Source organism: Vibrio sp. Vb0598 (assembly GCF_033338935.1).
In the GTDB taxonomy this organism is placed as follows: domain Bacteria; phylum Pseudomonadota; class Gammaproteobacteria; order Enterobacterales; family Vibrionaceae; genus Vibrio; species Vibrio alginolyticus.
This window is the reverse complement of record NZ_JAWOTP010000001.1, coordinates 300,718-327,441: the sequence shown is the minus strand read 5'-3', so window position 1 is coordinate 327,441 and position 26,724 is coordinate 300,718. Positions and strand designations below refer to the sequence as shown.

Sequence of the window (26,724 nt, the reverse complement as noted above, 5' to 3'; positions counted from 1 at the left end):
GATAATAAATAATTGGGTTATTTCGTAGTGAGCCAATTATTCATGTTCGCTCGACTAAGAACCGCTGTTTAAAATCCACAAATGCTTCATGGAGCGCATTTTCTTTAATCGGCTTGAGAAGCACGTAATTTGCACCCGATTCCATAAAGGCGTCACTGGTTTCTTTCGCGGTGTCAGCAGTACACGCATAAATTGGCGTGCCTAGTTTTAGCTTTTGTCTGATCTCTTTGGTCGTTTCAATTCCACCAAGATGCGGAAGTTGGTTGTCCATCAGTATCAAATCGTAAGTATGATCTTTTAAGAATTCCATTGCTTCTAACCCATCTTTCGCCCAATCAACCTGCATTTTGTACTTGTTACAAAACGCTTTTAGAATGAATGCGTTAGTATGGTTATCCTCTACCAACAACACTTTGAGACTCTCTGCAAATAGTTCACCTGGCTTAACTCGCAAACTCGAATCAAGAGGGGTGAGTACTCGCTCACGATCTTTCACTGGCATTGTAATGACAAAAGTCGTTCCTAAGCCTTTCTGACTGCGGACTTGAACATCACCTTCCAGCATGTCGACGAGGCTCTTCACAATGGTCAGCCCTAAGCCACTGCCGCCGTATTCTCGAGTCGTTGTTGCTTCTTCTTGAACAAAAGGTTCGAACATTTGGTCGAGTTTGTCAGACTCGATGCCGATACCTGTATCCGAAATTTCCACGACCAGCACGCTATTGTCAGCGCCATAGAACTGCTCAAGTTCAGCATGCAAGCGCACGCTACCCGAGGGCGTAAACTTCACAGAATTACTGACTAGGTTGAATAAAATTTGGTTCAGACGAACTTGGTCAGTAAAGATTTCAACATTGGGATCTATTTTGTTTTCAATGACAAGGTTGACGCCTTTACTTTCACAAATAGGACGATAAATGTTTTCTAACGTTCGAATTGTATCAGTGAAAGAAAACGGGTGCTTTTGGATATTAAACTTACCCTGCTCAATCTTCGAAAAGTCCAAAATATCATTCAAAACAGCAAGTAAGTGCTCACCACTATGCCGAAGTACGTCAATTTGGTTATTCTGCTCTTCTGTTTCCACAGAGTCTTTTAGCAATTGAGCAACCCCTAAAATTCCATTGATTGGCGTTCGGATCTCATGGCTCATTTTAGCCAGAAAGTCGGCACGGGCTTGAGCAGATTTTTCTGCTTCTTTGCGCGCCAAGTTACTCTGTTTTTCCGCCTCAATAAGCGTGGTTATATCCTGACCTTGAACAATAATACCGCTAATATCTCCATCAACTCGAATCGGCGATAAGTTCCAGCGATATACTTTGTCTCCAATTGGCACATTAACGCCTGTCAACGTAGCTCCCTGAGCCGCCATGCGAAGGTGTGGCATCAACTTTTCTTTGAAACCTTTGAACACTGGGTGCATGGTTTCAACATCGTTTTCCATGACTAACTCTTTGCGTGCTGCCGGATTGATTTGGACAAGCACACCCGATTCAGACCACACCATAATAGGAGATAACGCAAAGTTAAACAGGTCGCGGAAAGAGCGCTTTTGTGCTTCAAGCTCTTCAAAAGTGTTTTCTAGTGTCGAACCAATATGATCGAATTCCTCAATATCTGACCCCTCAAAACGCTCAAATCCTTTTTCTTCACGAGCCGAGCGGGTATATGCCATCAGGGATCCTAACTCTTCAACTACTCGATTCTCGATCCATTCTTTAGTCATCAGCGCAATCATGACCATACCGATAACTGAGGCTAGCATTGCTAGCAGGTGTTGGATTTGCAATGTCACCACGCTCTGATTGTCTTGCACAGTAAGCAAGCACAAGTCAGTCTCGGCGGCATTTACCTCAATAGGGGTTTTGATGATCAATAATTGGTCAAGCTTGTGCTGGGACTCTCGTCGTTTGAGTACGTCAAATATTTGATAAGCCTCATCTCCTACTAATGAGCTTGCCAATGGTGTGTTGTTAGCGACCAACACAACATTGTCGACGTTGCCTTCATTTTTTAACCTTTCCATCAACCCAAAGTTATTATCTAAAACAACAACATTGTAAGAGTACCCCATCACTTCACCGGTTTTAGGTTGTAAAACGGGTACACGACGAAGTAACAGATGGCGAGTTCCCATCGGGGTCTGTGAGGGTAGATAATACCAGTTGTTGCTAAAGGTCACTTGACTGGCAAGTCGGCTAAGTATCAGGTTGTTGATGCCATAGAAATGCGCGTTGCCATCGTCCCAAATAATACCTTGATGATCGGTTAGGAAACGAAACTCTGGTGTATGGGAAGGATCACTCTGGTCAATACTCATGAAAAAGTAATTGAGTGCCTCTTCATCACGTTCTGTATAAAAATCCAATACAACATCACTTTTCGAATTGCTGTTGTGATGAATCTGAATCGCTGCAAAATGGCTATCAAAAATGTTCAGGATCAGGGCAGAGGTCTGCTGCTTGGTTCGGTCGACTTCCTGCCAAATAATCTGCTTCGAGAAGTAATAACTCTGAACAAAGATGCCTAGAATGATCGGAGCAAGTACGAGAATAATTATTTTGGTAATAAGCGTCGACAGTGAGCGACGCTTTCTTGTTTTTGATGTAGTTGTCATCAATTATCTGAGTATCTAAATGCACGTTTTCTTAATGCTTCAATTCTTTCTGGAGAGTCCGATTTGGTAACGACTTCAAAATCACCAGAGTAAACGGTGGGAACTGGCTTTCCTTCTAAATCCCACTTAATGGCCTCAGCCATTGCAATACCTGTATCATCGTTCATACGCATAACGGTAACGTCTAACTCCCCTTTAGAAAGCGCCTCTAACTCTGCTGAACCGCCGCCCCAACCATTGATCATGACATCATCACGACCTAACTCTTTAAGAGCGTCAACAGCACCTAATGCTACATCGGTAGAACACGCGTAAATGAAGTCAACGTTCGGATACTTCTCCAAACTGGCTTTTGCAGCTTCATACCCAGATTGCTTTGTTGCTTTGGTGTAGTAAGCAGATTGTAGTTCAAATTGATTATCGCGGTTCACTTGGTTGATAAAAGTGTTGCCTCTGATGTCACTAATGTAGCCCTCTGAGAAGTAGAGAACACTATAGTGGCTATGTTTAGGGAAACGCTTGCCAAACTCAACGGCCAATTCACGACTTCCTTCTGCGTGGTCGAAACCAACATAAAGAAACGGCTGATGATGTTCCCAATCCCTAACAGGTGTGGTGATATTTTGTAAAATTAACTTGGTTTTCTTTGAATCTAAGACATGCTCAACAAACTTACGATGTCTTGTGGTATCTAGAGTAAAGATCAAGTAATCGGAGTTGCTTTTCAGCGCCTCCATTAAAGACAAACTTTGCTGCTTTATATCTGCATTAGGACGAGTAAACACTTGATTTAGTTGATAGTCGATATCAAGCTTATCTAGGCGTTTTTCAAACGCATCAATGTTTCGAATCCAATAATCAGAGATCTGCTGCCCTGGATAAACAACAGAAATTTTCAGCGGACGCTTTTTGTCTTTTGCTACGGGTACAGGGGTTTCTCTTACCACTTCAGCCAACGCACTAGTTAACTGCTTCTGTTGTGGAAACTGGTCTAAAAACTCTTGATATGCCCAATACCCATTAAGAACTTGGGTGGCCTGCACATTCGGCGCAAAAGCGGCCATTGAAATCAGGGAGAATACTAACGCTTTTTTCATCTACTGCTCTTTTAGCTTTTTTATGAGCCTAATTCAGCTCTATTCATTACCTAGCCGAGTCATCCTATACTCTTGTAATCTACCTTCCTCTTAGTGCCTGTTTCAATAGTAAATTGGTTCTTGGTCTGAGTGGATGCAAATAAAGTACATTGAGTCGCTTCCTTTGTCTCGATAACGTAGAGACATTTCGCGCTTTTCATATTCAGGACCTTTAAACAGAACACCAGCCCATTATGCGTCAGTTTATTCCTACATGGTACTCCAAAAACAAAAAGAAACCGCCAATGTGACATAGGCGGTTTCCGTGTATCTTTGCGTAGCAAGGGCTTATCAGAGTGCCACTATCTCTAACATCATTTGTTGATGTTCGTCGACGACAATATTTGCTTTTGACATAACGAGCAGCTCTTTTTTCGCTTTAGTTAGTTGCTTAATATAGTACTCTGCTCGCATGGCAAGCGTCTTTGAGTCAAAATCCGATGACCATTCCAATACCAAAGGGCCTTTTCCCTTCAAAGCTTTCGCTCCTTTTCCGGTTTGGTGCTGATTGAATCTTCGTTCAACATCATTGGTAACACCACAATACAACGCGTTGCGGTTATTTCGTATCAGATAGACACTCCAACGCTGCGTTGTATTTTCCATCATGAAAGCAGTGACTCAACCTTAGCTTTTAATTCATCCAGCTCTTCTTTCAGCTGAGCGACTTCGAGCTCTAGCTGACTTACTCGATCGGAGCTCAAGCTTGCAGCAGACACAGGCGCTGCAAGTTCGGACGCATCAACATCACCACAGAACAAATGCATATAACGCGACTCCCGCTTACCAGCCTCACGTGGTAATTTGACCACTAATGGTCCTTTCTCTTCGCTTGCTAAATGCTCAAGGACCGTTTCCACTTCTTTTACATCATGAAATGTCGCGAGACGATTAGTACGAGTACGAATTTCCCCAGGTGTTTGAGCACCGCGCAAAAGCATACAGCATACAATGCCCTTCTCCTGCTCTGTCAGCTTTAAATCACCAAATTCCGTATTACAGAAACGGTGTTGATACTTGCTGACGCGGCTGTTGAACGCACTTTCGTCACTGACGAGCCTGCGCTCAATAAGAGCATCAACGGCATCGAGAACGTCTGACTCAGAGAGTGACATCACGGGATCACGGTTGCTTTTTTGATTACACGCGTTGGTTAATGCGTTTAGGCTGAGGGGGTAAAGATCTGGGGTAGTGACTTCTTTTTCGATCAAGCAACCAATAACTCGTGCTTCAATTGCCGTTAGCTCAACTTTCATAATGCATTTCCTTATTATTTTTGCATTTGACTTTGTACCTAAATCGCTTCGAAATCATACGCCATAAATTCACACAGCAGTGCAAGAAGCGTTAGCGGTTCAGGTGTTGGTGTCAGGCTAAAGCATAGCGTAAGACCTGACACCCCTTACGAATAGGGTCAGGTATCAATGCTCCGAGAGAATCGGCACTCTCGTCAAATTGCCATCTTGGTCGACCATCATTATTTTTGAACGATTAAGCTCAACTTCGATGATTTCGAGTTGCTCGCGTGCGTTGATATACGCCGTTTTTAACTTTTCAGCCACAGAGCGAGTGACTTGCTCATTATCTTGACTATTTACTTGCTCCGCAGTGTTACCAGAGTCCATATCAAGTTCATCATTTTGCATTCAATGGTGTTGATAATATAGTGAAGGCCACGTTATGACAATGAATCGATGGATTCTACGATGTTGGCCAAAACTCGAAGAAAGCAGCACGATTATATGGACACAGCGCAATTGGTTGAGAAATGTTCAACTCTGCATTGCTATTGATCTAAAGACTGTTATGCCACTGGATGTTGTGCTTTAATCGAGGAAGATATTCATAAAATTAGGAAAGAGAACTATGAGTAGCGTATTTGAAATCGTTAACCAAGCTCGTCGTAAAAACAAACTAAAACGTGAGCTTCTTGATAACGAGAAGAAAGTTCGTGATAACCGTAAACGTGTTGATCTTCTAGAAAACCTTCTAGACTACATCAAACCAGAAATGACTCACGATGAAATCGTCGCAATCATCAAAAATATGAAAGCAGACTATGAAGATCGTGTTGATGACCACATCATTAAAAGCGCTGAGATCTCTAAAGCACGTCGTGACATCAGCCGTCGCATTCGTGAGCTGACTGAAGAAGACAAGCAAACTAGCGGCAAAAAATAAACGCGTAAGCTAGATTTTCGAACCCCGAGCAAGAATATCTTCCTCGGGGTTTATTTTTGTCTCTAAACTAACCGCCGTGTACAATCAATCTAACTCTTATTCCTAACGCATTCAGCTTTCTATGTCTTCAACTACGACAAGTACACAACCAACGCTTGCAAAACAATTATTTACGATGACCTGGCCAATGCTATTTGGCGTTCTGTCTTTAATGAGCTTTCAGCTTGTGGATAGTGCGTTTATCGGTCAGCTCGGCGTTTTACCGTTAGCCGCTCAAGGTTTCACTCTGCCTTTGCAAATGGTCATTATCGGTATTCAAGTCGGTCTAGGGATCGCAACGACAGCGGTCATTTCTAAAGCTCTTGGGGCGAATGAAAGTCGGTATGCCAAACAACTTGGCGGATTGGTATTGATGATCGGCTCAATTGGTGTCGCTATTTTTGGCGGGCTAATTTGGCTTTTGCGCTACCCCATTTTAGCTCTATTAAGCGCTCCAGAATCTGTTATGCCGATAATCGACAGTTACTGGCCTTGGTGGTTATTAAGCTCATGGACTGGTGCAGTTTTGTATTTTTACTACAGTATCTGCCGAGCTAATGGCAATACAATGTTACCTGGCACAATGATGATGATAACCAGCGGCGTGAACCTTGTGCTCGATCCGCTATTTATTTTCACGTTTGACTTGGGTATTAACGGAGCGGCAATAGCAACCATCGTCGCTTTTGGGTTTGGTATTTTAGTCGTAGCTCCTCGCGTGAAGAAGAATCACTGGGCAACGACACAATGGCAAGATCTTAACGTAGCCAAAAGTGTTGCATCTATCGGTAACATTATGGGCCCTGCGATGATTAGCCAACTGCTGCCACCGTTGTCTTCCATGCTAGCAACAAAATTATTGGCAAGCTTTGGAACCGCAGCAGTCGCCGCTTGGGCGCTTGGTTCACGCTATGAGTTCTTTGCTATCGTTTCGGTCTTGGCGCTGACAATGTCTATGCCTCCAATGGTTGGACGCTTACTTGGGGCAAAGAACTATGAAGATATCCAAAGGCTCGTCAGTATTGCCGTAAAATTCATTCTAGGTTTCCAACTTTTGATTGCTGCCATTACATTTGCCGTCGCAAACCCACTCGCATTATTGATGACAAGTGATGTGCAAGTGGAGCAAGTCTTGGAAATGCATTTACTGATAGTGCCGATCAGTTTGGGTTCATTAGGGGTTTGTATGCTAATGGTTTCTCTTTGTAATGCATTAGGCAAATCTTACACCGCGCTCACTATTTCAGCGCTGCGCTTGTTTGTCTTTTTCCTACCGTGCTTGTGGGTTGGCGCTCAAATGGATGGAATCCGAGGTTTACTCTTAGGCGCTTGTATCGGCAACCTGTTAGCTGGTGTTTCCGCATACCTAACCTATCGCCAAACCATACGCAAACTCGCAGGCGCTCAAGCCAACGCACAACAATGAATAATCAGAACTAAGCCCCTGAAGTGGGGCTTTATCGTTTTGACGCCTTGTCTAAGTTGAAATGTTAGCTAGGCGAGTTTTAATTCACTAAAGAGCTCAAATAACTGGTTCGATTTATACGGCTTAGGTAAATAAGCATCCATGCCTGCCGCAAAACAGTTGTGGATGTCTTCTTCCAAAACACTCGCAGTGAGTGCGATAATCATTGTTTTTTCACGTCCTGCTTTCTTTTCCCAACGACGAATTTCTTTCGTCGCGGTCAGTCCATCCATCACGGGCATCATGCAGTCCATTAAAATTGCATCGAATTCTTCTCCCTTTGTGATGGCTTCTAACGCTTCTTGACCGTTGCTTGTTATCAAATAGTCATAACCTGCTTTATCCAGAAAAAAACTCGCTATTTTCTGGTTCATCAAATTATCCTCCGCAATTAAGATCCTCCGATGAGAGCGCGACGCTCGATATTCAGAGCTGACAACATTATTGGTGACATTGTCACTTGATATAGTCTTTTCAACCTTAGCTAAATCATCAATGACATGCTTAAATCGATTGCCAAGGAAAGGTAATGTGAGTACGGCATGTACTTTTTCTGCATTTTCGTAGGGAGTGGATAAATGATGCTGGCAAATAATCACACGGCGAAGATCGTAATTAAATGATAGATTATCCAAGATTTCATCGGTATTAGCGTCGTTACTGTGGCACAGAAATATGACATCAAAGTCATCATTTATCGCTTGCACTTCATTCACATTATTAACACCAAAGAGATTGATTTTCGCTAAGCGACACTCTTTTAATACTTGGTCGGCGTAGTCGTAATTTGAGCAGATCAAAAGCCCTTTATTAATCACCTCAGAACGCCAGCCAAACACCGGAATTGCTTCAACCTCAATCGAGAATTCAAAGCATGTGCCCACTCCTTTTGTAGATGTTGCTACGAGCTTGCCCCCCATCATCGACACAAGCTGACAACAAATTGCCAAACCCAACCCTGTGCCGCCAAATTGCCTCGACACTCCTTCATCTTCCTGAGTAAAGGGTTCAAAAATCGTGGTTAACTTATCTTGATCAATGCCTATTCCGGTATCTTCTACTTTAAACGTCAGCACTCCACGTTCTTTCTCAAGTAACTCTTCATAACTAACATCAACGCATACATGCCCACTTTCGGTAAACTTAACCGCATTCGATACCAGATTCGTAACTACCTGTTTGACACGATGATCATCGACCATCACGCGAATGGGGATATTTTCAGCTAAATTAATACCTAACTTTAGCTGTTTAGATGTTGCTTTGGATTGGAATAAAATCATCGACTGATACACGACTTCTCGGATATCCGCTTCTACTAATGACAGCTCCAATCGTCCAGACTCGATTTTAGAGAGATCCAATATATCGTTAAGTAAAGTAAGCAGTGTTTGAGATGAGGAGTCAATGTCATCAACAACTTCTTGTTGATGCGAAGACAACTCACTTTGAGAGAGTATTTCTGTCATGCCCATGATCCCGTTAAGGGGCGTGCGTATTTCATGTGACATGTTGGCAAGAAACACAGACTTTGCACGATTAGCCGATACTGCTGACTCTTTTGCATGCAGTATTTCTTCAGTTTGTCTCTGCATTTCTTCAACCACTCGATTCACTTGCTGAGCAAAAATGGTCAGTTCATCACTTCCATCAACTTTGACTTTTGTTTGCTTCTCTTCGGAGTTGATCAACGCGTTTAAAGTATGAATGATCGCATCGAGTTTGCTGTTAACTCGGAACCAAGTACTAAATCCGAGCCAACAAAGCAGGATAACCACTAAGGCGACGCCAAAACTGATCATCGCTATATTGGCCTTTTGTTCATGAACCTGCGTGAGAAGCGACTGCTCAGTTTGTTTGGTGAACCCATCAATGAGCACTTGTAAGCGCTGCACACGAAAATCGAGTTCTTTTAAATACGCGGCGTAGTCACTTTGTGACATGTCTCCTGAGATTAATTGTCCGCGAGACGCCAAGTTTCTCTGATATCTCGGCGAAGTAAACAAGCCAAGCAATTTATCCACTTGCTCGTATGACCCACCTAAGTTTAAAAACGCATCCAAATTTTGCTGCTGTCGGTCTATCGCCTGATAAAACATACTTTGACTTAGCCGACTCTTAGGGTCTTGGACTAAACGGTTCGTCAGCCAAGCTTCTTTCTGTGTCCAAAAAGAGAGCTGAGCAAGGTAGGCAATAAAATTTTGCATGCGAATGCCATCGTCACTGCCATACCATTGATGATTTTGCAACAAAGAGCGCGACATATTTTGGAGCTGTTGAAATGCCCAATCACCCAGGTCGTCCATCTCACTCAATCTACCTGACAATACCCCCAGCATGGCTTCTTTCAGTTCATCAGCATACTCAGCAGTATTAGGGTTACTCACAAACTTTTGATGCAAAGAAGAAATAACTTCACCTTGTTCTTCAATATTAATGGCTGCAGAGACTTGAAGATCAGGCTGTCGGCGTACTTTCTCTATGGAGTAAATAAAGTGGGAGGCCTTGGATATCAATTGGAAACCTTGAATATTGCTAACCGTTTGATTGAGACGGCTCACGCGCAACGCATTATCAGAAAACTGCTGAACTGCAAATACCACTATTACCACAGCGGGTAATAGTGCGAGGAGTGCTAAGCGTGTTTTTATTGATAATCTCAACATCCATCAGCCTAATGGTTGATTTCATCCGTTTATTTAATATTAGACTAGTTTCTTACATTGAAAGGCATATACGACATTGTTACTTTCAAACAACATTCACCTACCCAGAATATGGTTATTGTGAGTATTTTATCATCGGCTAATGCAGTAGAAATTGTGATTTAAGTCATATTTTTTAATCTTAAAGTTGGATGCAAACAATAAAGTTTCACTCACAACTAAGAGTCGCATCACTTTTCAGGAAATCATCTATTGTATGTTTACCTATTGAGTTGCCTTATCGAGTCAAATCACACAAAAATGCAAAATATCCATTTTTGTCAACAAAACTAATTTGAAAGCAAACGTTATCATCGCAAAAAAAGTAAGTTACTTTCTAAATGTCAATACGTGAAAACCACTGCTTTAGTCACATTAATCCACCACTAACGTCCCCTTAAGTAGTGTTTTACACTGGATTTAATTTTCCTAGCAGAATAAGGACTCCGACCTTAGAATCCGCACACATAACTATTACAACCCGATTACATAACCCACCACACTCTTGCACGCTGCCGAAGAGGCAACAGCAGAGAGTATGGTTAGCCCCCAAACGTGAAAGGTTTAATACAACAATGAGTCCAGAGAAATATCTCCAAGACTGGCAAACTAGCCAAACGATTGCTGAATCTATTTCCCCTCTAATTGGTAAGCTATATCGTCAAAAAGGAATCGAAGTGGTTCTGTTTGGTAAAACGCTTATTAATGCTACTACTATAGACATTCTCAAAACTCATCGCGTTGCAAGACGTTATACCGGTAACCCACTTTCGCTTGAGCACACGATGCCTATTATTCAAGCGCTTTGTGAAATGAGCATTTCTTCATGCCGTGTCGATGTTGGCCAACTGGCAACTATGTACTGGAATGAACATGACGATACAAGCTCTCTAAACGATTTCCTTATCACTGCACTTGATGGCGCTCGCGACGCAGATTCTTCATTGAAAGCGCGTGATGTGGTTCTTTACGGGTTCGGTCGCATTGGTCGACTACTTACTCGCCTTCTCATTGAGAAAAGTGGTCCAGGTTACCCACTAAGACTACGTGCGATTGTGGTTCGTGGCGGTAAAAAAGGCGATTTGGAGAAGCGTGCTAGCTTGTTGCGTCGTGACTCAGTTCACGGTCAGTTCAACGGTAGCATTGTTATCGATGAAGAGCGTAAAGCACTGATCGTTAACGGCAACTACATCCAAATCATCTACGCAAATAACCCAAGCGAAGTGGATTACTCAGCTTTCGGTATCAATAACGCGCTAGTTGTTGATAACACAGGTGTTTGGCGTGATTCTGAAGGCCTGAGCCAACACTTAGCGTGTAAAGGCGCAGAGAAAGTACTGCTAACAGCACCAGGTAAAGGTGACATCAAAAACGTTGTATTCGGTGTAAATGAGTCGGTAATTAAAGAAGATGACACCATCATCTCTGCGGCAAGCTGTACAACAAATGCAATCACGCCAGTCCTTAAGGCTCTGAACGATAAATATGGTGTTCTTTCTGGCCATATTGAAACCGTGCACTCATACACAAACGACCAAAATTTGATCGACAACTTCCACTCTGGTGACCGTCGCGGACGTAGTGCTTCACTAAACATGGTTCTGACTTCAACAGGTGCGGCAAAAGCAGTTGCTAAAGCATTGCCAGAGCTTGCAGGCAAGCTAACAGGCAACGCGATTCGCGTACCGACACCAAACGTATCTATGGCAGTCGCTAATCTAAACTTAGGTGAAGACGTAGACCGTGATTCACTGAACGATTACTTGCGTGAAATGGCGTTGAACTCTGAGCTTTCGGCACAGATTGACTACACCGATTCAACAGAAATTGTATCAACTGACTTAGTTGGTTCTCGTCATGCAGGCGTCGTAGATGGTCAAGCGACTATCGCACAAGACAAGCGTTGTGTACTTTACATCTGGTACGACAACGAATTCGGTTACAGCTGCCAAGTTGTGCACTGTATGGAACAAATGATGGGTGTTCGTTACCAAACATTCCCTCGATAGGTGAACTTTGCTCCACAACGTTAACCACATAGCGTAGCGGACAATATCTCATATTTGTTCTAAATAATAAGCGCCATGCGCATTACTAATATTTTTCCCCGTTTATACGCCTGATCACCCTCAGGCGTTTTTTCGTTTCATTCATTTGACACTCTCCGGACAAAGTGAACGTCAGCATTCATGTTTTGTTCATGTTCACAGCATTAATCTGAGCACATAAATTACAGAGAGGTCATGATTATGAATCGGATTATTGTAACTGCACTAGCACTGATTACCGGCTTTTTTACGTTAATATTTAGCTTGATCATTGCGATTCCGTTGACCATCGCAGCATTAATTACCGGCAAGCGTATTGAAAAGCGCGTCAAGAAAATGCAGAGAGAAATGCACGAAGAGTATGAGTTTAATACAGGTAAAGCAGATGCGATTGAAGGTGAATTTGAAGAGGTTCGCCGGTAAGTAAATAAGATTTAGATGAGTTTCTCTCCCCCGACCGCTCCTGAGAAACTTCTTGCTTTCACCCTGTCCTTAAAATGGCAGGGTGCTTTTTTGAAAAGCACAATATTGAATAAGCACCTAGCGGTTTATTGCTTTATCTTTTTGTTGTAGGAGGCTGTGTAACCAGCCTCCCATAAATCACCATCGACACCAGAGTATGGGTTGGATTCTTTCGGAGCGCCGCTTAGGCAAGCATCTTTGCCTTCCTTCTTAATTTCATCGATGTGATTTAAAACAAAGTCAAAGTGTTTAGGATCAGCCTTTTGTAGTAACCCGTACAAAAGGCCAAAGCCAAGCATCGTAAATACAAACAGTTCAAAAAACACCCAAATGCTCTTTGTTGAAAAGAATATCCAGGCAACGCTGCAAACACTGGTCAAAATTACTACTAGAGCTAAATCTACTATTCTTTGCATATTGCTCTCACCTTCTAAACGGTCATGAAGTCTCTACCCCTTTCATAGGGTAAGTAAGAGGAAAGTCCGTTTTTATCCAATAAAGCACTCTCGACTTAATATGCGACACTGTTAGTATTAACGTTAAGTGGCTATCGTTCTCATTATAACAATGCGTTGGAAAGTAGCTTTCACAGCAAATGAGAATATGAACCAAAGTAACACTATTGATAATATTAATTTTAGCAACATTTAGCGTCAGAATTACGTAAATTGAGTAAGGGTTACTGAGAGTAGACAAAAAAGCAGCCACACGGGCTGCTTTTAGTATTTCTGTCTTGCGAGCTTGTCTATACCGTTACGACCACTCTAAGAGCCAGCAGCATGAGTACTACCCCTGACAAACGATCAATCAACACTGCCTTAGAGCGAATTCTGTCAACGACTTTAGAGCTCGATAGCACTAGGGTAATAAAGGTGTACCAAAGCCCATCCACAACAAACGGCGTGGCAACAATGATCATCTGATTACTCAAATCATTACCGAGCGCGACAAACTGACTGAATAATGCGATAAAAAACAAAGCAATTTTGGGACTTAAAATCGAGATAAAAAAGCCTTCTCGCGCAGACTGGATTACCGTTGTTTCCTCACCTGACTCCAACTTCGCAGCCACACCACCTTTTGAACGCAAAGCATTAAACCCTAAATACGCAAGATATGCCGCACCCACAAGGCTAATCGTCTTGAACAGCATCGGGCTTTGCTGCAAAACAACAGCGAGCCCAATCAAGGTAATAAACGCATATATACCAATGCCAAACGCATGAGCCCAAGCCGTAGCTAATCCATTGATACGTCCACCAGCCAACGAGTGCTTAGCGACAATAGCTAAGCTGGGACCTGGTGACATAGCCCCTAATAAACACACGGTAAAAAGTGATAACCAAACTGTTAGTGTCATAGGAATCTCCCCTCTTTGACGCTCACTCTATCAACGGAAGAGGTATAATTAGAAATCAAAGTTATTCATACTAATCATGACTTCAAGTCATGGCTAAACGGTGTACGTATTAGCGAATGGAATATTCAGAGATTTGCATTACTGAGCGAATCTCTTCTCGCACCCATTTATGCGCAGGATCCGTGTCGTATTTGGGGTGCCACATTAACCAATATTGATGAATAGGTGTTTCGAGTGGTAATGCTTTATGGGTTAAGTCCCAATGCTTAGCGAGGTTAACGGCAATATGTTCAGGAGCCACCATCAGGTGCTCACTTGCAACTAAGCGATTGATCGCAGCAGAGAAGAATGGAACCTTAAAGGTAACGTGGCGGGTGTGCCCTAGCTCTTTCAATGCTAAATCAGTGTAGGAATCTTTGTCTCCGCCGCCAGTCACTTTGATGTGTGAATATGAAATCAAGTCTTCAATACTGATCTGGTCCTGCTTTGCTAACGGATGAGAAGATTTCATCAAACAAACTGATGAATCCTCACCAATTTTAACGCTCGACACACTCTGTGGTTTTTCTGGATACATAGAAGACGCGATATGGATGCCCGTCTCATGAAGTTTATCAAGAAAGTTGGGTTGCCACAGTCGGTACGCCATATCTAACTGTGGCGCTTGTTCACCCAAGTGAGAGGCAATATCGGGCAATACGTATTGCGCCACGTAGTCACTAGAAGCAATAACAAGCTCACCTTGCCACTGCCGCGGCTCAAAAGGTTGGTCATCGAGTAAATGGTCAAACTCAGCCAGTAATGCATCAAGCTTTGATTTTAACGCTATTGCTCGTGGCGTTGGTATCAGTTGATTACCTTGACGAATAAGCAGTGGGTCACCACACAGATCGCGCAATTGTGCAAGCTGTCGACTGACGGCAGACTGCGTAATGTGCAAACGGTCTGCGGTCCGGCTGACATGACACTCCTCTAAAAGTACATGCAAGGATCTAAGTAGATTCAAATTAATGTTGTTTAACATATTCGCTCAGAAGGGTTTTCAACATGGCATCCATTCATGGTCACTTCACAAACAGGTTCCCAGTCGTGTTAAAGAATTCAGCTAAGACGGTATGAGTCATCAGGTTTCGAAGCTCTGGATATCGTTGAATTTGATCTCTGATTTCATTCAAGCGAGCCATCGTAGGCACTTCGACAAAAACCATCATGTCCGTCTCACCGCTGATCGCATGACACCATTTTACGCCATCAATTTTGTATAATTCGTCCGCGTATGATTCGCAATAATACGTAGAGGTTGATTTATCGAACTTTAAGGCAAAATAGGCGCAAATCGAATCCCCACCCGAAGGCGCAATTTCAGCGTGATACCCTAGAATCACTTTGTCATGCTCTAGCTTGCGAATACGGGCCGTTACCGCAGAACGAGAAAGGTTTACTTTATCCGCAATTTCAGTCACCGACAGCCGAGCGTTGTGCCTGAGCAGATCCACAATCTTATGATCAAACTTGTCCATACCGTTACCAAGCTTTCCTTATTTTTCTCATTCTATACCGATTCTAACTGCATAAGAAACCAACATTTTGTTGGAATTATTTAAAACAACCGTCATATTGACGGTTTAGTAAATCATTTTGTTATTAACATTTTGGATATGCTATTTGGCGGGCATGAGATGAGTGCTGTTATCCATTTCAACAGAAAATAGATAACACATTGAAATCAAATTCCCAACTTAAGTACTCAGCACATAAATAGCATCGCTTAAACACATAAAACGAAATAACCAGAAGCCACAAGCTTTTTCGTAATAAGCCTCATAACATTGGATGAATCAATTCGCATGGAAGAGCTCAAAAAAGACATCTCACTCACATCAGGTATCGCACAGTTATCCACCACATTAATGGGAACGGGGCTGTTTATGATCCCGGCTATCGCAGCAGGTATAGCTGGCCATTTTTCACTATGGGCTTGGATTTTATTGTTCATCGCGATTTGTCCTATTGCGCTGACTTTTGCTCAACTGGGTAAACGATACCCCAACGCGGGCGGAACAGCCTTTTTTGTACGCAAAGCCTTTAACGCCAAACTGGAAAGTAGTGTCGCTTGGCTATTTGTTAGTGTCATTCCGGTAGGGGTTCCGGCCGCGATTGCACTCGCCGCAGGCTTCCTACAACAAATATTGCCAGAACCTATTAGCAACAATCTGTTTGCACAAATTCTGACGGTAGTACTACTTGTGTTCGTCAACTTGATGGGCACAAAATCATCAGGTCATTTACAAACTCTTATTGCTTTGAGTGTCTTCGCACTTGTTGGCGCATTTTTATGGAAAGGCGACGTTAACAGCGCCGATCTTGTGATGCCCGCCATCACACAAGAGTCAATTTGGCCTATTACCGCAGCGTTAGGCGTGATGTTCTGGTGTTTTGTTGGCATAGAGGCTTTTGCCCATATGGGGGAAGAGTTCAAAAACCCTCAAAGAGATTTCCCTATTGCCATTGTGGTCGGTTGTTTTGTAGCAGGGGCTACCTATTGGGCATGCTCTGTCGTTATTTTAAAATTTGGCGCGTATGGTAACGCTCAATTTGATAACGCATCCATCCCCTGGCTTAGTGCCCAACTACTAGGCGATGGAGCCAAATGGATAATCAGCTTGATAGGTTTCTCCGCTTGTTTCGCGAGCGTTAACTTATACACACAGAGCCTAGCGCGAATGGTCTGGGCTCAAGCTCGTGAACATCGTCCTTCTAGTCCACTAGCCAAGATTTCACGTCGTGGTGTCCCTTTCTCAGCCACCATATTAGTTGGCGGCATATTATTGATATCTTGTGTGATAGGAACCCTATCACAGCTCGATCTGGAGTTTTTCCTAAAACTCGCAAACAGTGTATTCGTTCTGGTTTACATGTTGGCGATGTTAGCCGCTTTTAAATTGCTTCGAGGATTTGGTAAAGCGCTTGCGGGACTTTCTCTACTGCTTTGTACCGGTGTTTTTATATGTTTAGGCTGGTCAATGTTTTATGCACTTGGCATTTTTACTCTACTTTTACTGCCTTGGAAACAGTGGCGACATAAGCGACAAACACGTGTAGTTGAATAGTCATCGCTTCCCATTTCGAAATATGTGAGCTAAACGTTGGATACCAGCGTCTATGTTCTCTAACGCGATATTGCCGTAACCAAGCACGGCACCATGCCAGTGACGTGCTTGAAAATCTGGGTGTTCATAATAGCTCAAAGGTCGCAAGATGATCCCTTCATGCTCTGCTAGTTTTGTAAAACGCAGCTCATCCATACCGTCTTGCCATTTCAACGTAATATGAAGCCCCGCCGCTTGGCTAACGACGCAAACATGGTCGCCAAAATGCTGTTGAATGGATAAATGCATCTGTTCATGCTTAGTTTTGTACAGTCGACGCATTTTTCGAATATGACGTAATAACCCACCTTCAGTAATAAAATCTGCCAATGCTTCTTGTGTATGCGTCGGCGAATCACCACTTAACGCATCCTTAACCACTAAGCATTGCTCTACTAAACGTTCAGGAACTACAAGGTAGCCAAGCCGCAATCCGTTAAACATCACTTTACTGAAGGAACCCACATACAACACGCGATCATCTCTACCCATTTGAGCTGCTAGCCCCTGTAAACTGGTATAGGGACGATGAGCAAACTGAAATTCGCTGTCATAATCGTCCTCGATGATCCAACTTGATTGTTCGACCGCCCAGTTGATGATCTTTCCTCTTTGCTCGGTATTGAGTGTGGTGCCCATCGGATATTGATTACTTGGTGTAATATACAGCGCATCGGCATCGCTTGAGGTCACCGCTTCCACATCAAAACCTAATTTCTCTGTTACGAACAAAGGCTCAAATTGATAGTTTTGGAACTGAATCAACTTCCGCATTTGCGCGTAACCTGGTTGCTCCATCAGAACCTTATCACCTTGTTTGAGCACTACCATCGTCGCAATTGACAACGCTTGCTGCGCCCCAGAGGTAATAATAATGCGCTCTGGAGAACAATTCACTGAACGGCTTGATGCGAGGTAGTCAGCTAAAGCACAGCGCAATGCCCAACTACCCTGAATATCTTGATTCCCCAACAAGCAAGTACGAGACATATGGCGAGTGAGTAACTTTTGCCATTGCGCCATCGGAAATGCGTCCAAATCCGGTACACCCGGTGCAAATGCGCGGTTGATATCAAAGTGAACTTTCGGTGATGAGTCTCTCTGAACTGAACTAGGTTCAGGCAAGTACTGCTCTGGCAGTTCTACGGCAACATAAAAACCAGAACCTTTTTGGCTGTTCAAGTACCCTTCCGCCACTAACTGTTCGTAGGCAGAAATCACGGTATTCCTACTTAGATTAAGCTCTTGTGAAAGCTTCCGCGTAGAAGGCAGCTTCCCATTCTTCATCCACAGTCCTTGAACAATTTTCTTGCGAATAGCAAAAAACAACGCTTGCTGACGCGTTCCATCACTGTCTTTTAAATGCAGGTCACCGATATCAATCAAAGACAAACTGGATCCATCCATTAGTTAAAAGTGGCTCTCTTTAAACTACCAGTTAAACGCTACATTGCAATCAAAGAATGAGGATCAATCGCTCGTAATCGTGAGCAAACAAGGAGAGAAAATGCTATCCAACACCAATAGAACGGAAATTAAGAAAGGCGCACATAAAGCCGTCTCTGATGTTAGCAAACTGCACGCCATCATAGATGAAAGCCTAATCGCTCATATTGCGATAACCAACGAGTCAGGCCCTGTGGTCATCCCTATGCTGGCATGGCGTGTCGATGATTACGTGTATATCCATGGTGCCAACAACAGTCGACTGTTACGCTCACTCAAACAAGGAGTGCAAACGTGCTTAACCTTTACTTTGTTTGATGGTTGGGTATTGGCTCGAAGTGCGTTTCACCACAGTGCGCATTATCGCAGTGCTGTGGTCTTTGGCCAGTTTGAGGTGGTGGAAGATAACCAAGAGAAAGACAGGTTGCTGAATCACTTTATTGAACAGATCGCTCCGGGGAGAACAGAACAAGTCCGTTTGAGTAATGAAAAAGAACTCAAAGCCACCATGCTACTGCGTATCCCGCTCACGGAGGCATCAGTGAAAATCAGCAATTTTGGCGTCAACGACGATGCGGAAGACATGGACATCCCTGTTTGGGCAGGTGTCCTACCCTACCGAACCGTCGTAGGTCCACTGCAAGCTTGTGACGATTTGTATGAAGGTATCGCAGAGCCAGACTACCGCAGTGCCTACTCTAACCGTTGGCAGGAATAAGCACCGTAAAACGTGCACCGCCTAAGTGACTCTCGCCGACAGAAAGCTCCCACCCCAGTTGCCGCGCTGCACTGGTAGCGATGGCAAGCCCTAAACCAAAGCCTTTCATGTCGGCGTTGCGGCTTTTGTCTAAGCGCGAAAATGGCATAAATACTTCTTCTCGCATCGCCTCAGGGATGCCCGGACCATCGTCCTCAATATCGATGCTCCAGCAATCCGCTACCGTTCGAATCGTCACCTCAACACAGGACTCACCATAACGCTTGGCGTTTTGCAGTAAATTATCGAGGACAAGGTTACCCAAAGTAGGCTGAAAGTGAATCAATTGGTTCGCGAGTTCATTTTCTGCTCTCAACATGGCGGACTCTAAGCCTAGGTAATTCATGCGGCTTTTACACCAAAGTGGCAGTTCCATGGTTTCAACAGAATCGATCCATGAGTGGTTTTTCACACTCAAGCGAGACAGCATGACAATGTCGGACGTTAAGTCCGTCACGACATCAACGTATCGTTCAATATCGTCATGTAACTCTGCCTGCATTTCACCACTCGTGCGTCGAGCTAAATCCGTCGCTAGCTGAATACGACTCAGCGGAGTGCGCACTTCATGAGGAATAGCTTGAGTAAAGATGTGTGTTTGGCGTACTCGTCTCTCAATCTCTTCAGACATGCAGTTGAAGCCTTGGGCGAGCTCTTTCACGGGTTGCGAAAATTGCTTTAGATCGACTCGCGTATTCAACTCACCAGAACCAAATTGTTGTTGCGCAGCCGTTAGTTGCCGAATTTGGCGGTCAAGACGTCGTACAGGTATGTAAACCATAATGCCTAAACTGCATACAACAACCAAAAGTAGAGTAAGTATAAATACAATCTCAGAATCTTCATTCCAATCAACGTGTGGGCTAAAGAAATCCGTTTTTTCTTTGAAAACTAAACTCTTCGAAGTGTTAGGCAAAGGGAATACCGCAGCATAGGTACTGCCATCAATAAGATAAACAGGTATCCCCTGCATACGGTACAGCAGATTACAATCTCGACAAGGCGGTGATCCGTCCCAGTTTTCAACCAATGTTAAATCAAAGATAAAGAAATCTTGCTTGCCGTTTTCGGTTAACTTCTTGTAGAGAGAATCCGGAGTGCCTCGTTGCTCAATGTATTGATCGACAAAATAAGCACCGTCACTCAAAAAAACACCGACTTCTGTTTTGCGCATGTACTCTTCCCCCATAAAGAGAAACAAAGCAACAGTCAGCGCAAGGCCAGTTACTAACCCCACATATAGACGAGTAAACAGGGAAAACATGCGTCATTTACCTGTCAGCATGTAGCCGTGGTGACGTATGGTTTTAATGGTAGCCGTATGGATATGAGCCTTAGAGAATTTCTTCCTTAGTGAGGATATACGCATATCAATCGAACGATCAGTAATACAGTATTCAATGCCTCGGGCAAGACGGCAACATGATTCACGAGATACTGGCTTATCGACATTCAGCATCAGGAGCTCTAAAATTTCAAACTCAGAACTCGTTAAACCAATATCTTTTTGCAAATAAAATGCTTGGGAGCGACGAAGACAAAGACTAATGCCATATCGGCTCAGCTTTTCTTCTTCAACGATATCAACTTGACGACAATAGCGACGCAACGCTGCTTCAATACGGGCGAGCAAAATATTACCTTTTATCGGTTTGGTAAGGTAATCATCAGCACCGAACTTAAATAAGCTCACCTCGCTCATTTCATCATCGGTCGCAGTCAAAACAATGATAATACCATGATAAAACTTACGCGCCTCTTGGCATATTTCTGCGCCATTTTTTCCTGGTAACATCAAATCTAACAGCACTAGGTCCGGCTTGAGCCCCTTAATCGTTTCTAATGCATTTTGACCGTTATCGATGACAGTTACCGTATATCCTTCGGCTTCGAGGTACATTTTGGTTAATCGAGCAATCTCTGAGTCGTCTTCTACCAGTAAGATTGTATTACCCACCATGAATCATTTACTCCACCAATATGATGGAGGGAGTATATCGCTCGCCCTATACTGCGCAACCCACTTAAATGATAATTTTAATAAAAAGCAGGCTTACATACGCTTACAAACCATACATATACGATAATCCTAATCATTCTATACCCCTAAAACCATGCAATAACCTGAGGTTTTATTCATTATCAGAATATAGCTTCACAGAGAAAATAAAATTCGGAATAAAAATCCACTATGTTTTTAAATATATCGAATAATAGGTCTTACCAAAAAACAATATCAACATATATGACTTAGTTTGCTTATATAGACAGGACTTTATGTTGCTTCTAAGTTTCTTGCTCTAATAAAGTCTACGAGTAACATGAAATGAGATATTCCAAATTAACGCCTTTAGCCATATTTTGCGCGATAAGTCTAACTGCTTGTGGCGGCAGTGAATCTAATTCGAAACCATCGACAACGACACCTCCAACACCACCAATGCCAACATTGAGCACTGTCACAATCCCAACTGTCGTTTCTACAGAGTTTCCAGCCAAGTTAAAAGTGGCTGCTGATGCTGGCTTCACCCACTATGTGAAAATCTCCCTTTCCGAAGCAAACAACAACGATACATTTCACATTGTGGCTGTTGATGACGGTGCGAATAATGAAAAAATCTTTCGTGCAGCCAAAATCATCCAACACCTTCTCACAAACCAACCAGACTCTAAGTACGGTGCTGACAAGTCTCGTATCGCTAAGACATTAGCCGAGCGTGATGCCACACTAATGCTGACCGAAAACGATGAACAGAATGATGAGATGTTAACCAAAATCTTTATCAACGAACTGATTCGCCAAGATAAATTGAACGATGCAGTTACAAACTCGGGCTTAGCACACTCTTTTGATACGAGTTCTCTAGAAAAGTTTGTTGTAAGCATGATCGTACTTAACGAAGATGATATGGATACACTTGTCACATCTATCGCGTCAACATTAGTAACTAGTAAAGAAACACCAAACTGGCTAAGGAATAGCCAATCTTTAATGTATCGAGAACTGACAGTTGAAGGCGATTGCCATTACATGAGTAATTTTGCCGATTACTGCGCCAATCTTGGTAAAAAAGCCGAACGAGACGCCGCTTTTGAAGAAATTTTACACTTGGTCCAAGCGCAAGGTATTGCACCTAACACGGCGACTTCGGCACTGCAAAATGACATTCAAGCTCATGCGTTAAGCATCTATAACGATATTCAATCGGGCAAACCGACAGTGTGGCGCCCTACTCAGTATGACTGGGACGATTGGAAATCGGACGACTTCGATCCTGAAAGTGTGAAACAAACGGGCCCTTCATATTCTCACGAATATTTTGCTGCCGCTTTTGAAGCGTACATGGGCGTAGCAAAAGCAAACGGACATGGTTTAGATGGCTACCAAGCGTTAACGCGTGAAGAAATGCAAACCCAAGATCCACAAGCCGTTGATTGGATCAGTGGCTTATTCCACGGATACTTGCAATATACCGCGAATATCGACTCTGCGGGCGTCAAGCTCTACACAGAAAAGACAAATCCAGGCACAGTACCTACCTTCCGTATGGCTCCCAACAAAGACGGTTCGATAGAAGCGTACACCTACAAATCTCAGTGGCTAACAAAAGTGAAGATCATTGGCGACGACGCGATGAATGTGATCGGTAATGATCAAAACAATACTTTTGAAGGCAACAGCAAAGACAACAGCATTTATGGTGAAGGCGGTATCAACACCTATATCGTGCCACACAAACTGGCGGAATGTACTGTTATCAAAGCAAAGAGTGTTTCTGTTGAGTGCCCAAATACAGGCACTGACGAGTTGTACGACATTCAGAACATCCAATTCACCGACCAAACCCTAGATGTAACCAAGCTATAAACAATGAAAAACATGAAGAAACTTATTCTATTCGCTCCCTTGCTCCTTGCTGGTTGTGGTGGCCTAGCCGTCATGGATCGTACTGATGCCGTAAAAGCACAACCAGAAATGCTGATCAAAACCGACGGTGATTTTTGGGGATTCGGTGCAGATGGCCATTTTGATTTTGCTGGTAAGTACAAAGGCAAGTATTCACGCAGTGCTTCTAACTCAAGTTGGTTTAACCGTATCTCTTTCAAAGAAGGTTCAATGGGCGCAGAAGTGACTCGTATCGACAGCGGGGAAACTTGGCTTTTGAACTGCACCGGAGGCGGTATGTCGGTTAACTACATGGGCGTCGATTTTGGTGGGAATGATCCTTACACCTGTGACATTACTCAAGATGGTAAAAAAGTCGGTGAGTTTGCGATGGAGCCAAAATCCGCTCTCATCGACATCAGCTTTGAGAAGAAAGAGACAGGCGTAGTGCGTATTGGTAGCACCCACTTTACTGTAGAAACTGTACATACTAGTCCTGACGCCATGATGGCGGTAGACATTCCATTGGGGTATAGCTTTAAGGAAGGCACACAAGAAATTGCCGCTGTGCAGACGAACGGTACCATTGCGGTACAGATGCTCCCTGAACTTAGCGAACAAAAAAAGGATGTAATTGCCATCGGCGCTGTTGCAAGTGCACTAAGTTGGCGCCCTAAAAAATAGCCATTACATAAAACAACAACACACAAAAAAACAAAGCCCTCTACTTTTTTGAGGGCTTTTATTGCTTGTACTCATAGAGATAAGTGGAGCACTACTTCTCTAATCTTCCCGTATACTGCTTGGGCGTTAATCCACGATGTTTCTTAAACATACGATTGCAGCTCGCCACATTGGTGTAACCAAGGCGCGTGGCAATGTCATCAATACTCACGCGCTTACTCAACAAACCAGCTGCAATATTACTCAATACATAGCCAGAAACCGTCGAAAAATTGAGTCCTAATTTATGCAAACGACGTTGAAACTGCTGTTCAGATAAATCAAGCAGAGAAGAAACGCGCTCTAACGTTGGCAATCCATAATGGCTGCTGTAATTCACCACTTCATAAATCACTTTCAACTCATCTTCTGGGTCGGGCATATTAAGCAAATCATCCAAATCGGAAAAACTCATCGCTAGACGGTTGTCTTCTCGATGGCTCACTTGGCGAGAAGCTAGTCGGTCATCTCCCGGGATCCATATCTCTGTTTTTGGCTGACTCCATTCCACCTCGCAGCCGAAATATTCCCGGTATCGCTCAGTATTTTTTCTCGAGCCTGAAACCTTGACACGTAAAGGCTGGTAATCTTTGCCAAGAAATTCGCGTAACACCTTAATCATAAATACCGCACAGCGGATACTATCGTGCACCTTTACTGACGTTTCTATAAACGGGTTGTGGTAAGTCCATTTGATGATTTTACCCGACTGTTCGCCAGCAAAAAACGCCCCTGATTGTAGGTTGCTCACACCATAATTCACTCGCCGAATGGTACTGGCTAAATCATTGCCGGAGAATAACCAGCGTCCCACTGGCCCTAGCTTTTGCAGTTCAATACCTCGGCTGAGACTCAACACCACATCCGGGTCACCACTGGCTTGTTCAACACAACGATACCATTCCGCAACGGCTTTTAGCGGGATCAGTGTCATTGGGTTACGAAACACCGATGCTGGGATCCCTAACTCATCCGAGTCCAAATTGTATTTAGATAACGCGAGGTTATGCATGTTTAGAATGCCCATCGCGCGAATAAACCGAACCGTTTTCATAACCAATCACATCAAATTTAATCCTGTAGTGATTGAATCTGTCACAAAGAAAGCCGCAAATCAAATTCAGATCACAATACGCCAACAGTTTGATAGAGGAGCGTTTAATGAGTTTACTGAGTGTCCCATTTGTCGGTACAGGCGCAGATACAGCGTTACATGTTGTTGCTGCTGTCGTTTTAATCGCGAGTGTCGCGGGCGCGTGTTACGGCTTTTGGAAAATCCATGAATTACCTATCAATAAAGCACACAGCAAAGATCATCATCAGATAGGGCTCATCACTGCGCTGACCTGGATAGGGTTTGTCTGGCACTGGGTTTGGGTGCTAGCCGTGATCTTTGCATTTGTTGATATGGAAAAAGCCATCATCAATCTGCGTGATACATGGAAAAGTAAACCGCAAACAGAAACACAGCCAAAAGAGGAAGCATAATGTTAGAAGGTTTAGCGGTATGGGCACTCTTCATCTATCTGCTGCGTTTGGTTGGCATGCCTTGGAACAAAGCAACCAAATCGTTCGCTTATCTTGGCGGTTTGAGTTGGCTGATGTTCGTCTGGGTAGGTTTGATTAACTTCACCCCGATGGATTTATCCGGCGGTTCTGTCGTGCAGTCACCACACATCCAATTGCGTCCAGATTCAACCAATGTAAAAGGTAAAGTTGACCACATTTACATTGAGCCGAATCAGCAAGTTAAAGAAGGTCAGCTCATTTATGAACTTGACCCAACGCAATACAAAATCGCATTAAATCAAGCGAACGTATCCGCTGATTCTGCTCGCGTTGCATTAGCTACGGCAAAAGGCGACATTGAGATTGAAGAAGCTAACCACGAAGCGCTAGTGCAAGATCTAGAAACATCCAAGAGCCAGTTGGAAGCGGCCAAAGTTGACTACAAATTGCAGAAAAAAATGCTAGATCGTTATGTTGAGCAAAACCGAGTGGTGCAAAACACCATCACGGAAAGCGACATCGACAAACAATCGAGCACGGTAGATATGGCACGTCACAACGTGTTAACCCTTGAGTCTCAAATCAAGAAGAAACAAGTCGATATTTCCCGTGCAAAACTGGCGATTCATAAAGCGGAACTTGCAGTTGAAACCAAACAAGCCGAACTGCGCCAAGCTGAAGAGCAAATTGCAAAAGCGCAATGGGATTTGAATAGCACAAAAGTTCATGCCCCAACAGATGGCTTTGTCACCAACTTTATCCTGCGTGAAGGTCAGCGTGTATCGATGATGCCGCGTATCAACATGTACACTAACGAGAAGTATGTGCTGATGCGAGTGAACCACCAGGCGATTCGTAACATCAAACCGGGTCAGCCAGCGGAATTCTCTTCGTCCGTTTACCCAGGTAAGATCTTCTCAGCGACCGTCGAAGGCATTGTTGAAGCAACAGGTGAGTCACAAGGTAATCTACTGGGTTTCGATGATTCCGTACGTGTCACCACTGGAAAGAACTTACAGAACAAACACCACTTTGTTCGTCTTAAGATTGATGAGCCAGAAGGCTACGACATCCCTGTTGGCTCTGTTGGCCTCGCATGGGTCAGCGGTGAAAAACCGATAGGCTTCATGGCCTTCTTAGATGTGATTCGCGGGATCATCATCCGAATGAAGTCTCAACTGTACTTCTTCTACTCTATCTAAACTCGCAAACCGCCAGTTACGCTGGCGGTTTTCTTTTCA

24 protein-coding genes are annotated in these 26,724 nt (G+C 43.5%); 10 read left to right on the top strand and 14 right to left on the bottom strand.

The genetic code is table 11. The features are described from left to right. Positions 1 to 40 precede the first annotated feature (40 nt). The 5 genes from luxQ to R7Q38_RS01520 form a co-directional block, all read right to left on the bottom strand. Complete coding sequence (gene luxQ / locus R7Q38_RS01540; RefSeq protein WP_005373590.1) at positions 41 to 2,617, bottom strand: quorum-sensing autoinducer 2 sensor kinase/phosphatase LuxQ; 2,577 nt, start codon at positions 2,615 to 2,617, stop codon at positions 41 to 43. Beyond that, the gene (locus R7Q38_RS01535; protein WP_005373591.1) at positions 2,617 to 3,714 is read right to left on the bottom strand and encodes an autoinducer 2-binding periplasmic protein LuxP; all 1,098 of its coding nucleotides are present in this window, start codon (positions 3,712 to 3,714) and stop codon (positions 2,617 to 2,619) included. The genes luxQ and R7Q38_RS01535 overlap by 1 nt, the downstream gene beginning before the upstream one ends. Before the next feature lie 330 nt (positions 3,715 to 4,044). Further along, positions 4,045 to 4,362 (bottom strand): GIY-YIG nuclease family protein, encoded by a 318-nt coding sequence (locus R7Q38_RS01530; protein WP_005373593.1) that lies wholly within the window; start codon positions 4,360 to 4,362, stop codon positions 4,045 to 4,047. Then, positions 4,359 to 5,009, bottom strand: coding sequence for a YceH family protein (locus R7Q38_RS01525; protein ID WP_213896685.1), 651 nt, complete (start codon positions 5,007 to 5,009; stop codon positions 4,359 to 4,361). The genes R7Q38_RS01530 and R7Q38_RS01525 overlap by 4 nt, the downstream gene beginning before the upstream one ends. 165 nt (positions 5,010 to 5,174) lie before the next feature. Then, positions 5,175 to 5,378 carry a hypothetical protein gene (locus R7Q38_RS01520; RefSeq protein WP_031777159.1) on the bottom strand — a complete coding sequence of 68 codons (204 nt, stop codon included), beginning with the start codon at positions 5,376 to 5,378 and terminating at the stop codon, positions 5,175 to 5,177. 241 nt (positions 5,379 to 5,619) lie between these two features. Here R7Q38_RS01520 and R7Q38_RS01515 point away from each other — a divergent pair, with 241 nt between their 5' ends. Together R7Q38_RS01515 and R7Q38_RS01510 are read left to right on the top strand one after the other, a co-directional pair. Beyond that, positions 5,620 to 5,934 (top strand): DUF496 family protein, encoded by a 315-nt coding sequence (locus tag R7Q38_RS01515; protein WP_005373603.1) that lies wholly within the window; start codon positions 5,620 to 5,622, stop codon positions 5,932 to 5,934. Positions 5,935 to 6,055: 121 nt separating this feature from the next. Continuing rightward, complete coding sequence (locus R7Q38_RS01510; RefSeq protein ID WP_025767935.1) at positions 6,056 to 7,399, top strand: MATE family efflux transporter; 1,344 nt, start codon at positions 6,056 to 6,058, stop codon at positions 7,397 to 7,399. Between the two features lie 68 nt (positions 7,400 to 7,467). On the opposite strand, the gene R7Q38_RS01505 is transcribed toward R7Q38_RS01510, so the two are convergent. Beyond that, positions 7,468 to 10,104: an ATP-binding protein gene (locus R7Q38_RS01505; RefSeq protein WP_262606687.1), complete on the bottom strand. Its 2,637-nt coding sequence runs from the start codon at positions 10,102 to 10,104 to the stop codon at positions 7,468 to 7,470. A gap of 614 nt (positions 10,105 to 10,718) precedes the next feature. Here R7Q38_RS01505 and R7Q38_RS01500 point away from each other — a divergent pair. Both R7Q38_RS01500 and R7Q38_RS01495 read left to right on the top strand, forming a co-directional pair. Next, positions 10,719 to 12,152, top strand: coding sequence for a glyceraldehyde-3-phosphate dehydrogenase (locus R7Q38_RS01500; RefSeq protein ID WP_025767937.1), 1,434 nt, complete (start codon positions 10,719 to 10,721; stop codon positions 12,150 to 12,152). A gap of 240 nt (positions 12,153 to 12,392) precedes the next feature. Then, a complete protein-coding gene (locus R7Q38_RS01495; RefSeq protein ID WP_318113978.1) occupies positions 12,393 to 12,614 on the top strand; it encodes a hypothetical protein in 222 nt (73 codons plus the stop codon). A 125-nt stretch (positions 12,615 to 12,739) separates the two neighbouring features. Here the strand turns inward: R7Q38_RS01495 and R7Q38_RS01490 are convergent, their stop codons facing one another. The 4 genes from R7Q38_RS01490 to R7Q38_RS01475 form a co-directional block, all read right to left on the bottom strand. Next, entirely contained in the window at positions 12,740 to 13,069 is a 330-nt protein-coding gene (locus R7Q38_RS01490; RefSeq protein WP_169628906.1) for a hypothetical protein, read from the bottom strand. 329 nt (positions 13,070 to 13,398) lie between these two features. Next, positions 13,399 to 14,013: a LysE family translocator gene (locus R7Q38_RS01485; RefSeq protein WP_005373611.1), complete on the bottom strand. Its 615-nt coding sequence runs from the start codon at positions 14,011 to 14,013 to the stop codon at positions 13,399 to 13,401. A 109-nt stretch (positions 14,014 to 14,122) separates the two neighbouring features. Next, the gene (locus R7Q38_RS01480; protein ID WP_017819875.1) at positions 14,123 to 15,037 is read right to left on the bottom strand and encodes a LysR family transcriptional regulator; all 915 of its coding nucleotides are present in this window, start codon (positions 15,035 to 15,037) and stop codon (positions 14,123 to 14,125) included. A gap of 40 nt (positions 15,038 to 15,077) precedes the next feature. Continuing rightward, complete coding sequence (locus R7Q38_RS01475; RefSeq protein ID WP_005373615.1) at positions 15,078 to 15,533, bottom strand: Lrp/AsnC family transcriptional regulator; 456 nt, start codon at positions 15,531 to 15,533, stop codon at positions 15,078 to 15,080. 327 nt (positions 15,534 to 15,860) lie between these two features. On the opposite strand from R7Q38_RS01475, the gene yjeH reads away from it, so the two are divergent. After that, complete coding sequence (yjeH, locus tag R7Q38_RS01470; RefSeq protein ID WP_064369365.1) at positions 15,861 to 17,123, top strand: L-methionine/branched-chain amino acid transporter; 1,263 nt, start codon at positions 15,861 to 15,863, stop codon at positions 17,121 to 17,123. Here the strand turns inward: yjeH and R7Q38_RS01465 are convergent, their stop codons facing one another. Next, entirely contained in the window at positions 17,124 to 18,569 is a 1,446-nt protein-coding gene (locus R7Q38_RS01465) for a PLP-dependent aminotransferase family protein (RefSeq protein WP_318113977.1), read from the bottom strand. A 100-nt stretch (positions 18,570 to 18,669) separates the two neighbouring features. On the opposite strand from R7Q38_RS01465, the gene R7Q38_RS01460 reads away from it, so the two are divergent. Next, on the top strand, positions 18,670 to 19,326 hold the full coding sequence (locus R7Q38_RS01460) for a pyridoxamine 5'-phosphate oxidase family protein (RefSeq protein ID WP_005385609.1): 657 nt from the start codon (positions 18,670 to 18,672) through the stop codon (positions 19,324 to 19,326). On the opposite strand, the gene R7Q38_RS01455 is transcribed toward R7Q38_RS01460, so the two are convergent. Both R7Q38_RS01455 and R7Q38_RS01450 read right to left on the bottom strand, forming a co-directional pair. Next, positions 19,307 to 20,629, bottom strand: a complete 1,323-nt coding sequence (locus R7Q38_RS01455; protein ID WP_136976704.1) for an ATP-binding protein — start codon at positions 20,627 to 20,629, stop codon at positions 19,307 to 19,309. The genes R7Q38_RS01460 and R7Q38_RS01455 overlap by 20 nt on opposite strands. A 3-nt stretch (positions 20,630 to 20,632) precedes the next feature. Continuing rightward, entirely contained in the window at positions 20,633 to 21,325 is a 693-nt protein-coding gene (locus R7Q38_RS01450; RefSeq protein ID WP_005373624.1) for a response regulator transcription factor, read from the bottom strand. 366 nt (positions 21,326 to 21,691) lie between these two features. On the opposite strand from R7Q38_RS01450, the gene R7Q38_RS01445 reads away from it, so the two are divergent. Continuing rightward, positions 21,692 to 23,233, top strand: coding sequence for a hypothetical protein (locus R7Q38_RS01445; RefSeq protein ID WP_239938839.1), 1,542 nt, complete (start codon positions 21,692 to 21,694; stop codon positions 23,231 to 23,233). A gap of 12 nt (positions 23,234 to 23,245) precedes the next feature. Then, entirely contained in the window at positions 23,246 to 23,935 is a 690-nt protein-coding gene (locus R7Q38_RS01440; protein ID WP_031778188.1) for a hypothetical protein, read from the top strand. Between the two features lie 91 nt (positions 23,936 to 24,026). Here the strand turns inward: R7Q38_RS01440 and R7Q38_RS01435 are convergent, their stop codons facing one another. Beyond that, positions 24,027 to 25,028 carry an AraC family transcriptional regulator gene (locus tag R7Q38_RS01435; RefSeq protein ID WP_213871424.1) on the bottom strand — a complete coding sequence of 334 codons (1,002 nt, stop codon included), beginning with the start codon at positions 25,026 to 25,028 and terminating at the stop codon, positions 24,027 to 24,029. Positions 25,029 to 25,135: 107 nt separating this feature from the next. On the opposite strand from R7Q38_RS01435, the gene R7Q38_RS01430 reads away from it, so the two are divergent. Both R7Q38_RS01430 and R7Q38_RS01425 read left to right on the top strand, forming a co-directional pair. Beyond that, positions 25,136 to 25,462, top strand: coding sequence for an MFS transporter (locus R7Q38_RS01430; protein WP_017635162.1), 327 nt, complete (start codon positions 25,136 to 25,138; stop codon positions 25,460 to 25,462). Next, positions 25,462 to 26,685 (top strand): HlyD family secretion protein, encoded by a 1,224-nt coding sequence (locus R7Q38_RS01425; protein WP_213871425.1) that lies wholly within the window; start codon positions 25,462 to 25,464, stop codon positions 26,683 to 26,685. Before R7Q38_RS01430 ends, R7Q38_RS01425 begins: the two co-directional genes overlap by 1 nt. Positions 26,686 to 26,724 lie beyond the last annotated feature (39 nt).

Bases quoted from the DNA above. Each gene is read 5' to 3' on its own strand.
- luxQ (WP_005373590.1), bottom strand. From the start codon at position 2,617: ATGACAACTACATCAAAAACAAGAAAGCGTCGCTCACTGTCGACGCTT.
- R7Q38_RS01535 (WP_005373591.1), bottom strand. From the start codon at position 3,714: ATGAAAAAAGCGTTAGTATTCTCCCTGATTTCAATGGCCGCTTTTGCG.
- R7Q38_RS01530 (WP_005373593.1), bottom strand. From the start codon at position 4,362: ATGATGGAAAATACAACGCAGCGTTGGAGTGTCTATCTGATACGAAAT.
- R7Q38_RS01525 (WP_213896685.1), bottom strand. From the start codon at position 5,009: ATGAAAGTTGAGCTAACGGCAATTGAAGCACGAGTTATTGGTTGCTTG.
- R7Q38_RS01520 (WP_031777159.1), bottom strand. From the start codon at position 5,378: ATGGACTCTGGTAACACTGCGGAGCAAGTAAATAGTCAAGATAATGAG.
- R7Q38_RS01515 (WP_005373603.1), top strand. From the start codon at position 5,620: ATGAGTAGCGTATTTGAAATCGTTAACCAAGCTCGTCGTAAAAACAAA.
- R7Q38_RS01510 (WP_025767935.1), top strand. From the start codon at position 6,056: ATGTCTTCAACTACGACAAGTACACAACCAACGCTTGCAAAACAATTA.
- R7Q38_RS01505 (WP_262606687.1), bottom strand. From the start codon at position 10,104: ATGTTGAGATTATCAATAAAAACACGCTTAGCACTCCTCGCACTATTA.
- R7Q38_RS01500 (WP_025767937.1), top strand. From the start codon at position 10,719: ATGAGTCCAGAGAAATATCTCCAAGACTGGCAAACTAGCCAAACGATT.
- R7Q38_RS01495 (WP_318113978.1), top strand. From the start codon at position 12,393: ATGAATCGGATTATTGTAACTGCACTAGCACTGATTACCGGCTTTTTT.
- R7Q38_RS01490 (WP_169628906.1), bottom strand. From the start codon at position 13,069: ATGCAAAGAATAGTAGATTTAGCTCTAGTAGTAATTTTGACCAGTGTT.
- R7Q38_RS01485 (WP_005373611.1), bottom strand. From the start codon at position 14,013: ATGACACTAACAGTTTGGTTATCACTTTTTACCGTGTGTTTATTAGGG.
- R7Q38_RS01480 (WP_017819875.1), bottom strand. From the start codon at position 15,037: ATGTTAAACAACATTAATTTGAATCTACTTAGATCCTTGCATGTACTT.
- R7Q38_RS01475 (WP_005373615.1), bottom strand. From the start codon at position 15,533: ATGGACAAGTTTGATCATAAGATTGTGGATCTGCTCAGGCACAACGCT.
- yjeH (WP_064369365.1), top strand. From the start codon at position 15,861: ATGGAAGAGCTCAAAAAAGACATCTCACTCACATCAGGTATCGCACAG.
- R7Q38_RS01465 (WP_318113977.1), bottom strand. From the start codon at position 18,569: ATGGATGGATCCAGTTTGTCTTTGATTGATATCGGTGACCTGCATTTA.
- R7Q38_RS01460 (WP_005385609.1), top strand. From the start codon at position 18,670: ATGCTATCCAACACCAATAGAACGGAAATTAAGAAAGGCGCACATAAA.
- R7Q38_RS01455 (WP_136976704.1), bottom strand. From the start codon at position 20,629: ATGTTTTCCCTGTTTACTCGTCTATATGTGGGGTTAGTAACTGGCCTT.
- R7Q38_RS01450 (WP_005373624.1), bottom strand. From the start codon at position 21,325: ATGGTGGGTAATACAATCTTACTGGTAGAAGACGACTCAGAGATTGCT.
- R7Q38_RS01445 (WP_239938839.1), top strand. From the start codon at position 21,692: ATGAGATATTCCAAATTAACGCCTTTAGCCATATTTTGCGCGATAAGT.
- R7Q38_RS01440 (WP_031778188.1), top strand. From the start codon at position 23,246: ATGAAGAAACTTATTCTATTCGCTCCCTTGCTCCTTGCTGGTTGTGGT.
- R7Q38_RS01435 (WP_213871424.1), bottom strand. From the start codon at position 25,028: ATGAAAACGGTTCGGTTTATTCGCGCGATGGGCATTCTAAACATGCAT.
- R7Q38_RS01430 (WP_017635162.1), top strand. From the start codon at position 25,136: ATGAGTTTACTGAGTGTCCCATTTGTCGGTACAGGCGCAGATACAGCG.
- R7Q38_RS01425 (WP_213871425.1), top strand. From the start codon at position 25,462: ATGTTAGAAGGTTTAGCGGTATGGGCACTCTTCATCTATCTGCTGCGT.